A 13,794-nucleotide genomic window follows, 5' to 3' on the forward strand; every position below is an offset into this window, starting at 1 on the left:
GCATTTTACTTATTCGTATCTCTTACTCCATTCTGACGGGGATTTGCTCCAAGATAATAGACTCTCTTGATCAATTTTATTTATGTAGCCTTTTTCGATAGCCACCTCCACGAGAGTAATAAAATCCGTTAGTGATTCACTTTTGATATCTTCCTGTAAGAAGGCTTCTTTTCCATTTTCAAGCCCGTATGTAAATATGGACACCACTCCAAGGACTTCGCATCCAGCTTCCCTTAGTGCTTGAACGGCTGTAATGACACTTCCTCCAGTAGAGATTAAATCTTCTACTACAACAACCTTTTGACCTTGTTCCACCTTACCTTCAATCTGATTACCCTTACCATGCCCTTTCGCTTTTGACCGGACATAACACATTGGCAAGTTTAACAAATCACTCACCCAGGCGGCATGTGGGATTCCTGCTGTTGCAGTTCCTGCAATTACTTCTGCTCCGGGATAGTTCTCCTGAATTAGAGATTGCAGCCCTTTTGCTATCTCTTTTCTTACATCGGGATAGGAAAGTGTGAGGCGGTTGTCACAATAGATAGGTGAACGTAATCCTGATGTCCAAGTAAATGGTTCATTTGGCTTTAACGCTACCGCATGGATTGATAGTAATTTTTCGGCAATTAATTTTTTCATAGTTGAATCCTCCTCCATGCCTCTTGCCATTTCTCATAGCTTTTTACTGGGTCATTTGCGCTTGTAATCGAGCGTCCGACAACAATCGATGTTACACCGGCATCTCTTGCAAATTCAGGAGTAGCAATTCGTTTTTGGTCTCCTGAATGGTCTTCCTTCATCCTTATACCAGGGGTAACGGTGTAAAAGGTATTACCCAGCGCTTCCCGAATGGATAATGCTTCCCAGGCGGAACAAACGACTCCATCTAAACCTGAATCTTTAGCTAATGATGCATAATGAAGGACAGATTGTTCAAGCGGTACAGATATAAGCTGTTCCTTTTTCATTTGTTCTTCTGATGTGCTTGTTAGCTGTGTAACTGCGATGCAGGCGGGGCGCTTCCTTCCTGCAACAGTGCCTGCCTCTAATCCTTCTATTGCAGCACTCATCATCTCTTTGCCACCAGCAGCATGCACATTTACAAGGTCACATTCTAGCCTTGCCAACCCCTTCATCGCACTCTTTACTGTGTTCGGGATATCATGAAGCTTTAGATCTAAGAAAATACGATGATTATTCTCTTTTAAATAATGGATGATTTCAGGACCTTCCTGATAATATAGCTCCATCCCCACTTTTACAAACAACTGCTTGCCGTTAAATGGTTGTAAAAAAATCTCTACTTCTTTACGATTTGCAAAATCAAGCGCGATGATGAGCGAGTTGTCCATGCTCCAGCCAGCTCCTTCCCGTACATTCACTGATGTGCTCATAACCCAATTGATTTAATAGTAACGGTAATTCTTCTATGATGGTCGGACAAACGAACGGATCTACAAAATTGGCTGTACCTACTGCAACAGCACTTGCTCCTGCATAAAAGAACTCAATCACATCTTCTGCAGACTCAATTCCACCCATCCCAATAATCGGGATATTGACAGCTTGACTCACTTCATAAATCATTCGTAAGGCAACAGGTTTAATCGCTGGTCCAGATAGACCACCGGTGCGATTAGCTAAAATCGGCTTACCAGTTTTTATATCCAGTCTCATCCCTACGAGCGTGTTAATCATGGTTAACCCATCTGCCCCGCCTGCTTCAACTGCTTTTGCCATTTCTACTATATTGGTTACATTCGGTGAAAGCTTTACATATACAGGGACATCGGATACTTCCTTAACCATTTTGGTTAACTGCTTGGCAACCTCGGGAATCGTACCAAAAGCGATTCCCCCTGTTTTTACATTTGGGCAGGAAATATTCAATTCTAATGCCTGGACATTGGGAGCTTTAGAAATATTTTTTGCAACCTCGATATAATCTTCTTCCAGCGAACCTGCCACATTTGCGATAATGGGAACATCAAATTGGGATAACCATGGTAATTCATTGTTTATTACACTATCTAAACCAGGGTTTTGCAGACCGATGGCATTCAGCATCCCTGCTGATGTTTCCGCAACTCTTGGAGTTGGATTGCCGAATCTAGGTTCCACCGTTGTTGCTTTAATCATAATGGCACCGAGTTTATTTAAATCATAGAACTGACTATATTCTTTGCCAAATCCAAAGCAGCCGGAAGCAGGCATGATTGGGTTTTTTAATGTTAAACCAGGCAACTCGATATTCAATCTGCTCATAGTAAAACCTCCCCGGCACGGAATACAGGCCCATCACTGCAAACTTTTTTATAGGATACATCTTCTAGCTCGATGCTTGTTTTACATACACAAGCAAAGCATGCACCTACCCCACAGCCCATTCTTTCTTCTAATGATAAAAATACTTTCTTATGAGCATACTCTTTTTCAATGGCTTTCAGCATCGAAGTTGGTCCACAAGTATAAAGACAATCAAAATCTAGATCTCTAATAATATCAGTCACAAATCCTTTGGTACCGTATGAACCATCAACAGTTGTAATATAGGTCTCCCCGTTTTTTAAGAATTCTTTTTCATAAAATACTGCTGATTGAGTTTGGAATCCGTGGACATGGATGACCTTAACTCCTTTAGCAATCAACTGATTAGAGAGCTCATATAGAGGAGGGACACCTATCCCTCCACCAACCAATAAAGCTGTTTCTCTTAGATTCACTTCATTAACTGGAAAGCCATTACCTAGTGGACCAAGAATATCTAACATCATTCCCTTAGCTTTTTCAGCCAATAGTGTAGTCCCTTTTCCTTCTTTTCGATAGATCATGGTGAATTGCGATTTCACCTTATTAAAGGATGATATACTTATAGGTCTACGTAAAAGTGGATCTAGTGCCTTGTCAATCCGAATATGCACGAATTGTCCTGGTGCAGAAATCTTTTTTACAAAATCAGCTTCCACTGTTAATTCAAAAATATCTTTCGCAATTTCATCTTGGGTGACGATTTTGCATAATTCCTTTCTAATCATGCAAAAACAGCCTCCTTTTCCTCAACAGTCATTGCTTCAGCTGAAAAATTCATTGATTCAATCACTTTTAGAATTGCATCAGCTGTATCTAGAGATGTTAAGCATGGGACCCCATTTTCAACTGCTTCACGACGGATTCTAAAACCATCACGTTCTGGCTGTTTTCCTTTTGTAAGGGTGTTGATGATGAATTGGGCTTCGCCATTGTGAATAACATCGAGCAATGTTTTTCCTTCTGATCCAATTTTTCCGATTACTTTTACTCGCAGTCCTGCAGACTCAAGTACAGCCGCCGTACCCCCCGTCGCCATAAGTCGGTATCCATTTGAGGCAAAACGTTTTGCAAGATTTAATGATTCTTGTTTGTCTTTATCTGCAACTGTAAACAAGACAGTCCCAAATTTTTGAATCTTCATTCCAGAAGCTACTAGTCCTTTGTAAAGTGCCTTTTCCAAAGTACTATCTTTCCCCATTACCTCACCAGTTGATTTCATTTCAGGTCCGAGTGTAATATCAACATTTCTTAACTTTGCAAAAGAGAAGACTGGAACTTTTACAAAAACACCTTTCTTTTCAGGTACAATTCCTGGTTTATAGCCTTGTTCGATGATAGAAACTCCCAAGATCGCTTTCGTAGCAATTTTAGCCATTGGTATATTGGTTATTTTACTTAAAAACGGAACCGTCCGACTTGAACGTGGATTCACTTCAAGAACATATACTTGACCCTTTGCTAATACATATTGAATATTTAGCAGTCCTACGATATTTAAACCTAAGGCCATTTTTTCTGTATATTCAACAAGCGTTTGTTTCACGCTATCAGATAATGTTTGTGGCGGATATACAGCAATCGAATCCCCAGAATGGACGCCTGCACGTTCAATATGCTCCATAATTCCAGGTATTAACACATTTTCGCCGTCACAAATGGCATCCACTTCAATTTCTTGGCCCGTTAAGTAGCGGTCGATTAACACTGGATGTTCTGGATTGATTTTCACTGCATTTTCCATATAATGAAGCAGTTCTTCTTGGCGATAAACGATTTCCATCGCTCTGCCGCCAAGTACATAAGATGGTCGGACAAGAACAGGGTAGCCAATTTCATTTGCAATCCCCACTGCTTCAGCAACTGATAATGCCGTTTTTCCTAGTGGCTGTGGAATACCTAGCTTTCCAAGTGCTTGTTCAAATTTGTTCCGATTCTCGGCACGATCTAAATCCTCAAGGCTTGTTCCGAGGATTTCCACTCCGTTTTCTGCTAATTTTGCAGCAAGATTAATAGCTGTCTGCCCACCGAATTGAACAACCACACCTATTGGATTTTCTAAATCGATAATACTCATGACATCCTCAATCGTTAAAGGTTCAAAGTAGAGCTTGTCGGAGATACTGAAATCAGTCGATACCGTTTCTGGATTATTATTGATAATAATTGCTTCATACCCAGCCTCTTTAATTGCTTTAACTGAATGAACGGTGGCATAATCAAACTCTATCCCCTGGCCGATGCGAATCGGACCTGAGCCGAGAACAATAACACTTTTTCTATCGGTTACAATTGATTCATTTTCTTCCTCATATGTTCCATAATAATAAGGTGTTTCTGACTCAAATTCAGCTGCACAGGTATCCACCATTTTATAAACTGGAATCAATCCATAATCTTTGCGCAGGCTGTAAATATCTTCTTCCTTTTGATCCCAAAGTTCAGCAATCTTTTTATCAGAAAAACCCTTTTGTTTTGCTTCCTTAAGAACATCCATATTCATTGGGTTATCAGCAATTTTTGTTTCCAGTTCGATGATTCCCTTAAACTTGTGTAAGAAAAACAAATCAATCTGGCTCCATTGATGAATGGTTTCTACTGGTATGCCCCGCTTCATTGCCTCCGCGATGTAAAAAAGTCTCTCATCTCCAGCTTTGTGAATTCTTTTTTCTAGTAATTCATTACTGATTTCTGCTGCTTCATTTAACTCGAAATGATGAACACCAGCCTCTAGTGAACGAATTGCTTTTAATAATGATTCCTCAAAGGTACGGCCAATCGCCATCACTTCACCCGTAGCTTTCATTTGCGTTCCAAGTGACCGGTTCCCTGATTCAAATTTATCAAATGGCCACCTAGGAATTTTGGTAACAATGTAATCGAGAGCAGGTTCGAAGCTAGCGTACGTTTTCCCTGTAACAGGGTTAAGCATTTCATCTAATGTTAAGCCAACTGCAATTTTTGCTGCAAGCTTTGCAATCGGATAGCCGGTTGCTTTTGAGGCAAGAGCGGAAGAACGGCTTACCCTTGGATTTACTTCGATAATATAGTAGTTAAAGCTATATGGGTCTAGGGCTAGCTGAACATTACAGCCACCTTCAATCCCAAGTGTACGAATGATTTTAAGTGAAACATTTCTTAATAGCTGATATTCTCGATCGCTTAATGTTTGACTTGGTGCAACTACAATCGAGTCACCAGTGTGAATACCAACAGGATCAATATTTTCCATGTTACATACAACAATCGCATTATCATTTCCATCACGCATTACTTCGTATTCGATTTCTTTATAGCCGGCAATACTTTTCTCAAGCAAGCATTGAGTAACTGGGCTGCTCTTTAAGCCGCTAGCCACAATTTCGTTAAGATCTTCTTGATTATGGCAAATACCTCCACCGGTACCGCCAAGCGTATAGGCTGGACGTACAATGACTGGGAATCCTATTTTTCCAACGAATGCATGCGCTTCAGCTAATTCATGGATAATTTCACTATCTGGAACAGGCTCATTCAATTCATTCATGAGACTTCGAAAGAGGTCACGGTCCTCCGCTTGTTTAATCGCTGATAATTTCGTTCCTAGGATCTCAACCTCACACTCATCTAAGACTCCGGAGTTTGCTAAATCAACTGCAAGATTCAGACCAGTTTGACCGCCAAGAGTAGCCAAAAGTGCATCAGGACGTTCCTTCCGAATGATTCTGCTGACAAATTCTTCTGTTAAGGGCTCAATATAGACAGCGTCCGCAATCTCTGTATCTGTCATGATTGTCGCTGGATTTGAATTAACCAAAATAACACGGTAACCTTCTTCTTTAAGGGCAATACAAGCTTGAGTGCCTGCATAATCAAATTCTGCTGCCTGGCCAATGACAATTGGTCCTGATCCGATCACCAAAATGGAGTTTATATCTGTACGTTTAGGCATGTTGTGTAACCTCCTGTTTTTCAGACTCAATCATTGCAAGAAACTGATCGAATAAATGGTTTGCGTCTTCAGGTCCTGGCGAAGCCTCTGGATGGTATTGGACAGTAAAGGCAGGATAATCTAAATGCTTTAAGCCTTCTACCGTTCCATCATTTAAAGCGATATGGGTAACCACTAATCTTGTATCCTGTAATGACTTTTCTTCGACCGTAAAGCCATGGTTTTGTGCCGTTATCGCAATTTTCCCAGTAGCTAAATCTTTAACAGGGTGGTTTGATCCACGATGGCCAAATTTCATTTTGTTCGTATTGGCACCGGATGCTAAGGCGAATAATTGGTGTCCAAGACAGATTCCAAATAACGGCACTAAGCCTAAAACCTGCTTAATCATATGGATGGCTTCTGGGACGTCTTTGGGATCCCCTGGTCCATTCGATAACATAATTCCATCCGGACGCAATTGAAGGATTTCATCTGCGGATGTATGATAAGGAACTACAACAACATCACAATTCCGTTTATTTAATTCTCGTAAAATACCGTGCTTCATTCCAAAATCAACAAGGACAATTCTTTTTCCGCGCCCTGGGCTTGGGTATGAATTTTTTGTAGATACCCTTCTCACTTGATCAATCGGAAGGTTTGTCTGCTTTAGCTTACGAATAATTTCATTTGGGTCACTTTCAATCGAGCAGATTGCTCCTTTTAATGTTCCATACTTACGGATAATCCTCGTTAATTTACGTGTATCAATCCCTGCAATCCCGGGAATTTTTTTCATTTTAAAATATTCATCTATCGTAAATTCACTTCTCCAATTAGATGGGAATTCTGTTGCATCTTTGACAATAAAGCCCTTCACAGCTGGGTTAATCGTTTCAAAATCGTCTCGGTTGATTCCGTAATTTCCAATCAAAGGGTAAGTTAGCATAACAATTTGCCCACAATAAGATGGATCGGAAAGGATCTCCTGATAGCCAGTCATTCCTGTATTAAAGACGACTTCTCCGATGGTATCCATATGACTGCCAAACCCTTCACCGATAAAAATCGAACCATCTTCTAAAATAAGCTGTGCTTTCATACGGTTACACTTCCTTTTTCCCAAGCTACTTCCCCGCTCGCAATCGTCATTTTTGGCCAACCCTTACAAGTCCAGCCAGTAAATGGAGTGTTTTTTCCTTTTGAAAAAAATTCTTGAGGATCAATTACTCTTTCTTCGTCTAGATCCAAGAGAACAATGTCTGCTGGGGCACCTTCCTCAATTTTTCCATAAGGAAGAGAAAAGCATTCCGCAGGCTTTTTCGTCAAATAGCCAATTAACTGTTCGAGTGTCATGAAGTTCTTTAAGACAAATTGTGTATATAACAGTGGGAACGCTGTTTCTAAGCCGACAATTCCGAACGGTGCAAGCTCCATTCCCTCATTTTTTTCATCGCTCGTATGTGGTGCATGATCTGTTGCAATAAAATCAATGGTTCCGTCCAAAAGTCCTTCAAGTAGTGCTACACGATCACTTTTATCGCGAAGAGGGGGATTCATTTTAAAATTCGTATCAAGACCAGGGATATCCTCTTGAGTTAGTAATAGATGGTGTGGAGTTACTTCCGCAGTGACTTTAATCCCTGCTCGCTTCGCATCTCTTATTACACGAACGGATTCTTTTGTACTTACATGACATACGTGATAATGGCAGCCCGCTGCCTCTGCTAGCAATACATCCCTTGCGATCTGCACAGACTCACATACAGATGGAATTCCGTTTAATCCATTCCTTTTGGAAAAAGAACCTTCATGGACACAGCCTTTATTTATTAATGTGTTTTCTTCACAATGGGCAACAATGGCCACATTCGCTTCCGCGGCCTTACGCATTGCTTTTAACATCATCTCTGCAGATTGAACGCCGACACCGTCATCGGTAAAAGCAAATGCTCCCGCTTCCTTCAATTCCAAAAAGTCTGTTAATTCCCTACCTAGTTGCCTTACAGTGATCGAAGCGTATGGTAAAACCCGAACGTTTGCTGTCTCTTGTATTCGTTTCTGCACCCATTCCATTTGTTCTTTAGAATCTGGAACTGGTCTCGTATTCGGCATTGCCGCAAGTGTCGTAAAACCGCCTCTAGCTGCAGCGAGAGTACCTGTTGCAATCGTCTCTTTTTTCTCGCCGCCAGGTTCCCGGAGATGGACATGTAAATCGATAAATCCTGGTGCTACCAGCATTCCTGAAGCATTTACTTTTCGATCAACCGTTTCTTCTATTTTCGTTGCAATTTTTACAATAATCCCATCTGCTATTAATATATCAGCCTGATTGGTATCTCCATTAAATGCTATGTAACTGGCGTTCTGAATAAGTAGTTTCATTTCCAAACACTCCTTTTATACTTTCAATTGATCTCTTTAAGACAGCCATTCTTACATATACACCGTTTTCCATTTGTTTAAAGATTCTGGAACGTTTGCATTCTACTAAGCTATCAGATATCTCAACATTACGATTTATTGGTGCTGGATGCATAATGATACTATTGGGCTTCATGTTTTTTTCTCTATCCAAGGTAAGACCAAATTGATTATGGTATTCTGCTGCTGTATAGCTTCCTTTCTTTTGGTGCCGTTCATGCTGAACACGCAAGAGCATGACGACATCTGCCTCTGATACAGCCTCATCGATGGGTCTAAACCTTGCTGCACTTAGACTATGATGATCAAACCATTCAATTGGGCCAGAGAATATCACATCCGCTCCCAATCTTGTAAGGGTATCAGCATTGGAGCGAGCAACTCTGCTATGCCGTATGTCACCAATGATGGCAATTTTCAAACCTGCAAATTTACCAAACTCCTGGTAGATGGTCAAAAGGTCTAAGAGTGACTGTGTTGGGTGATGGCCACATCCATCCCCACCATTTATGATCGGTATATTTATCTTTCCAACGAGGTCATCAAAGTAACGATCCTGGCCGTGGCGGATGACAATTGAATTAACGCCGATGGCTTCAAGTGTTTTGACTGTATCGTATAAGGTCTCTCCTTTTTGAACACTCGAAGTTTGAACTTCAAACGGAATGACATCAAGACCCAATCTTCTTTCTGCAATCTCAAAACTGGTTTTTGTTCTTGTACTGGCCTCAAAAAATAAGTTTGCAGAAAACATTTGCCCTTCCGGACGCCATCTTTTCCCATCAGCAAACTCTTGTGCCTCTGAAAGAATTTGATAAATCTCATCTACCTTCAATTCATTTGTGGTTAGCAAGTGACTTAACATGCTATTCCCCCATCTCATATTTTGGTAAAGAAAAACCCTGATCTACTTTCGATCAGGGTGCAATAAATCGCACTAAGTCCATGATGATACTGTAACCATGGCACTTAGTATTACACCCTTATAGCCTCTCTTGGACTACTTTAAAAGGTTGATTTTCCTTATGCAGTTTTATGAGCTTTGTCTACTGTTTGTTCAAACAAATCTTCTTTAACAGGTTCTTTTCCAGGCACGATTAGGTGTAAAAGAACACCAGCGATTGCTGCCAATGCCATTCCTTGGATTTGGAAGGACTCTGATACTTTAATAAATGCACCGCCAATTCCGATCACAAGAATGACAGACGATATGACCAGGTTACGATTGTTTCCAAAGTCAATATTACTGTCAACGAGCATCCGTAACCCAGATGATGCGATAATTCCAAAAAGGAGAATGGAGACACCGCCCATAACAGGAGTTGGGATTGTACTAATTAATGCTGTTATTTTTCCGACAAATCCAAAGATTGTAGCAAGAACTGCTGCACCCGCAACGACATACACACTATATACTCGTGTAATGGCCAGGACTCCAATATTTTCACCATAAGTAGTCTTTGGAGGTCCGCCAATCAAGGCAGATATAATTGTTGCTGTCCCATCCCCCAAAATGGAGCGGTGTAAACCTGGTTCTTTAATATAATCACGTCCAACTACTTTACTTAGGACTAGTTGATGTCCAATATGTTCCGATAGCGTTACGACGGCTACAGGTACCATTAAAAGTGCTAAGTCCCAAGTTATTTTAACTTCGTAGCTTACAAAAGGGATAATGAACTCTGGCATTTGAAACCAGTTTGCTTCCATTACAGGCTTAAAATCAACAATCCCGATGGCAAAGGAGTAGAGATAACCGATTACGATTCCTGCTAGGATAGGGATAATGCTTAACATTCCGCGCATGTATATGGTACAAATAATCGTAGCTGCTAATGTTACCATTGCTGCCGAGAAGTGGATTAAGCTATATTCACCTGCAGGGTTATTCATCGCCATACTAACAGCTGTTCCAGCAAGCGCTAAACCAATTACGATAATGACTGGACCGACAACAATCGGGGGTAGCAAATTCATAATCCAGCGATGGCCTGCTTTACTGATTACAAGGGCTACAATTCCGTAAACTAGACCAGCTAGAAAGGATCCTATCATTGCCCCTCCTGGACCAGCAGTTGCTTTTGCCGCTATCACTGGTGCAATAAAAGCAAAGGATGAACCCAGATATGCAGGTACTTGCCATTTAGTAATCATTAGGAAAGCTAGTGTTCCCAAACCACTTGATATTAAGGCAATGGCTGGGCTTAACCCGACCAGGTACGGAACAAGAATGGTTGCACCAAACATGGCGAATAAATGCTGTAAGCTTAATGTAATCCATTGGGTAGGTTTTGGAATCTCGTGTACGTCTAAGATGGGTTTGTTGTTGTTCATTTTTTCTCCTCCAAAAGCTTTCTATTTGTAAGTGTGTATTTTAAACTAGACTGTTGATTTGGGCTCCAGGCGCTACGCTTTCCGCGGGCGGTCCGGGGAGCCTCCCGCAGGAGTCGAGCACCTTCCGCTCAAATCAACATGTTTTTAAACCAACAGTATTCTTAACACTGCCTTTTCACAAAAAAAACCCTCTTTGTCTATGAGTGTACAAAGAGGGTTTTAAATTGCCAAAAAAAGTTACTATCCGGCATGGTCCCCCCTTTTCAGCCTCACAGGACTGGATTTAAAAGGGTTACTATTTACTTTTCAAAGATGCTTACTTGGTCAAGCTGATCGACTTCAATTAGTTCAACGACAACTTTTTCACTGCTCGAGGTTGGGATGTTTTTCCCAACATAATCCGCCCTGATGGGAAGCTCCCGGTGACCGCGGTCAACCAAAACGGCAAGTTGGATGGACGAAGCGCGACCAAGGTCCATGATCGCGTCAAGTCCTGCTCTAACTGTTCTGCCTGTATATAATACATCGTCAACAAGAATCACTTTTTTATCTTTCATTTCAACCGGAATGTCTGATCCCTTTACCAGTGGTTCTTGGTCATCAGTTTTTTTGGTTAGATCATCACGATAGAGTGTTATGTCCAACTCACCGACCGGGATTGGTTTCCCTTCAATTTCATTGATTTTCGTTGCAAGTCTCTCGGCAATGAAAATTCCCCTTGTCTTGATACCAACGAGTACACAATCTTCAATCCCTTTGTTTTTTTCAATGATTTGGTGGGCGATTCTTGTTAGTGCCCTGCCAATTGCTTGTTCATCTAGTACAACTGCTTTTTGGCTCATTTTTACACCGCCTTCTATAATAAAAAAAGACCTCTCACCTTGAGGTGAGAGGTACATGAGTTTATTAGTCTGGACATAGGTATTCCAGCTAATTTATCCGTTCCTTCTCAGCCTCACAGGACTGTTTTAAAGGCATATTCAACTGTTGATATCGTACTTTAATTCGACAAATATGTCAATGACTATTTCGCAACTGATTTAATACTTGTTCAAATTCTTCCGGTAAAGGAGCTTCAAATTCTAAGTATTCATTTGTTCTCGGATGGATAAACCCAAGGACTCCGGCATGCAGCGCCTGTCCATTAAGATCTAAGGTTTTTTTCGGACCATACTTTGGGTCCCCCGCAAGCGGATAGCCAATATATTTCATATGGACACGAATTTGGTGCGTTCTTCCTGTTTCCAATTGACACTCAACAAAGGTAAAGTCCTTAAACCGCTCAATTACATGAAAATGCGTAACAGCATGCTTACCATTATCTACAACCGTCATACTTTGCCTGTCTTTTGTATCTCGTCCAAGTGGAGCATCAATCGTTCCAAAATCGTGTGGAATCACTCCATGCACAATTGCTCTATATTTTCGAGTAACTGTCTTCTCCACTAGTTGATTAACCAGTTTTTCATGTGCCATGTCATTCTTAGCCACCATCAGAAGTCCAGAAGTGTCTTTATCTATGCGGTGAACGATTCCGGGTCTTAATACACCATTGATCCCTGATAAATCCTTACAATGAGCCATTAGGCCGTTTACAAGCGTACCTGTCAAATGACCTGGAGCAGGATGTACGACCATGCCGCTTGGTTTATTAACCACTAAAACATCCTTATCCTCGAAATAAAATTCTAAATCCATCTCTTCAGGAATCACATCTAGCAATTCTGGGTCGGGAATGGTAATCTCAATCAAATCATTTAAACTGACTTTATAATTGGTTTTTATCGATTGTCCATTGACAAGGACATTTCCTTCTTTGATCCATTGCTGAACTTGCGTTCTTGACCATTCTTCATCTAAGGTCGAAATAACCTTATCAATCCGGTCGCCCTTTTGATGTTCAAGAATGGTGTGTTCCATTTTCTCCATATGATTTCTCCTTTGTTCCTCGCTCATCGCGCAGCATTTGAATCATTAATAACACTACGCCAATGACTAAAGCTGAATCAGCAATATTAAATACTGGGAAGTTATAATTGAAAATATACGTATGAATAAAATCAACGACTTCTTTTCGATGCAAACGGTCAATAAAATTTCCTATTGCCCCGCCAAGCATAAATGCCAGGGAAACACCCAACAACCATTTACCCTTTGCTTCTTTTTGAATGTAATAAATAATCGCAATGATTACAATTGCGGTAATTACGTAAAAGAACCACATTTGACCTTGCAGGATACCCCATGCTGCTCCTCGATTTCGGTGAGAAGTAATATACAAGAAATTATCAATAACAGGGATACTCTCTCCAAGATACATCTTAGTGACAATCAGCCACTTCGTCACCTGATCTAAAAAAATGATAAAAATTGCAATTAAATAATAAAACACTAAGGAATACCCCCATCTACGAAGACTTTACCCTTAGCATTTTAGCATAATCTTGGACGAAACAACAATGTAAGGTTAGAAAAAGGCTGAAATAATTGGTTTTCTATAGTAGGTTTCTAAATCATCGGAATCCTTAGAGGTTCTTATCGTTGGCATTATTTTCAAAAGATATTCTGGTAATGGTTCTCCAGACGTCTCACACTGTCCAAAATTGCCATCCTCTATCTTTTGAATAGCAGCTGTAATATCTGCAAGTTCATCCTTTAATATGGGGATCATCCAATCGTCTTTCTGTTTATTCTTTAATGATCTTTCAAGTTCAATTTGTGTTTTACGGAGTTCCCAAAACAGCTGTTCCTGCATTGCATTCATAGTTGTAACCTCCGTTAAAGTATTTCCTATATTATCTCCGTGAAATAAC

At 40.6% G+C, this 13,794-nt stretch carries 13 protein-coding genes; all 13 read right to left on the minus strand.

Features of this window, described 5'->3' with window-relative positions:
• Positions 1-9: 9 nt before the first annotated feature.
• The 13 genes from pyrE to BLR86_RS02675 all read right to left on the minus strand — a co-directional run bounded on the left by pyrE (position 10) and on the right by BLR86_RS02675 (position 13,745).
• Positions 10-642 (minus strand): orotate phosphoribosyltransferase, encoded by a 633-nt coding sequence (pyrE, locus tag BLR86_RS02615; RefSeq protein WP_090758077.1) that lies wholly within the window; start codon positions 640-642, stop codon positions 10-12.
• Positions 639-1,355, minus strand: a complete 717-nt coding sequence (gene pyrF, locus BLR86_RS02620; protein ID WP_090758078.1) for an orotidine-5'-phosphate decarboxylase — start codon at positions 1,353-1,355, stop codon at positions 639-641. Before pyrF ends, pyrE begins: the two co-directional genes overlap by 4 nt.
• Positions 1,327-2,268 (minus strand): dihydroorotate dehydrogenase, encoded by a 942-nt coding sequence (locus BLR86_RS02625; RefSeq protein ID WP_090758079.1) that lies wholly within the window; start codon positions 2,266-2,268, stop codon positions 1,327-1,329. Before BLR86_RS02625 ends, pyrF begins: the two co-directional genes overlap by 29 nt.
• Positions 2,265-3,038, minus strand: coding sequence for a dihydroorotate dehydrogenase electron transfer subunit (locus BLR86_RS02630; RefSeq protein WP_090758080.1), 774 nt, complete (start codon positions 3,036-3,038; stop codon positions 2,265-2,267). The genes BLR86_RS02625 and BLR86_RS02630 overlap by 4 nt, the downstream gene beginning before the upstream one ends.
• A complete protein-coding gene (gene carB / locus BLR86_RS02635; RefSeq protein ID WP_090758081.1) occupies positions 3,035-6,241 on the minus strand; it encodes a carbamoyl-phosphate synthase large subunit in 3,207 nt (1,068 codons plus the stop codon). Before carB ends, BLR86_RS02630 begins: the two co-directional genes overlap by 4 nt.
• Positions 6,234-7,325 carry a carbamoyl phosphate synthase small subunit gene (locus BLR86_RS02640; RefSeq protein ID WP_090758082.1) on the minus strand — a complete coding sequence of 364 codons (1,092 nt, stop codon included), beginning with the start codon at positions 7,323-7,325 and terminating at the stop codon, positions 6,234-6,236. The genes carB and BLR86_RS02640 overlap by 8 nt, the downstream gene beginning before the upstream one ends.
• Complete coding sequence (locus tag BLR86_RS02645) at positions 7,322-8,608, minus strand: dihydroorotase (protein WP_090758083.1); 1,287 nt, start codon at positions 8,606-8,608, stop codon at positions 7,322-7,324. The genes BLR86_RS02640 and BLR86_RS02645 overlap by 4 nt, the downstream gene beginning before the upstream one ends.
• The gene (locus tag BLR86_RS02650; RefSeq protein ID WP_090758084.1) at positions 8,568-9,512 is read right to left on the minus strand and encodes an aspartate carbamoyltransferase catalytic subunit; all 945 of its coding nucleotides are present in this window, start codon (positions 9,510-9,512) and stop codon (positions 8,568-8,570) included. Before BLR86_RS02650 ends, BLR86_RS02645 begins: the two co-directional genes overlap by 41 nt.
• A 158-nt stretch (positions 9,513-9,670) precedes the next feature.
• Positions 9,671-10,981 carry a solute carrier family 23 protein gene (locus tag BLR86_RS02655; RefSeq protein WP_090758085.1) on the minus strand — a complete coding sequence of 437 codons (1,311 nt, stop codon included), beginning with the start codon at positions 10,979-10,981 and terminating at the stop codon, positions 9,671-9,673.
• Between the two features lie 299 nt (positions 10,982-11,280).
• On the minus strand, positions 11,281-11,823 hold the full coding sequence (gene pyrR, locus BLR86_RS02660; protein ID WP_090758086.1) for a bifunctional pyr operon transcriptional regulator/uracil phosphoribosyltransferase PyrR: 543 nt from the start codon (positions 11,821-11,823) through the stop codon (positions 11,281-11,283).
• 175 nt (positions 11,824-11,998) lie between these two features.
• Positions 11,999-12,910: an RluA family pseudouridine synthase gene (locus BLR86_RS02665; RefSeq protein ID WP_090758087.1), complete on the minus strand. Its 912-nt coding sequence runs from the start codon at positions 12,908-12,910 to the stop codon at positions 11,999-12,001.
• Positions 12,882-13,373 (minus strand): signal peptidase II, encoded by a 492-nt coding sequence (lspA, locus tag BLR86_RS02670; RefSeq protein WP_090758088.1) that lies wholly within the window; start codon positions 13,371-13,373, stop codon positions 12,882-12,884. The genes BLR86_RS02665 and lspA overlap by 29 nt, the downstream gene beginning before the upstream one ends.
• Positions 13,374-13,448: 75 nt before the next feature.
• Positions 13,449-13,745: a hypothetical protein gene (locus BLR86_RS02675; RefSeq protein ID WP_090758089.1), complete on the minus strand. Its 297-nt coding sequence runs from the start codon at positions 13,743-13,745 to the stop codon at positions 13,449-13,451.
• Positions 13,746-13,794: the final 49 nt, after the last annotated feature.

It is taken from the genome of Bacillus sp. OK048, from assembly GCF_900103525.1.
In the GTDB taxonomy this organism is placed as follows: Bacteria; Bacillota; Bacilli; order Bacillales; family Cytobacillaceae; genus Neobacillus.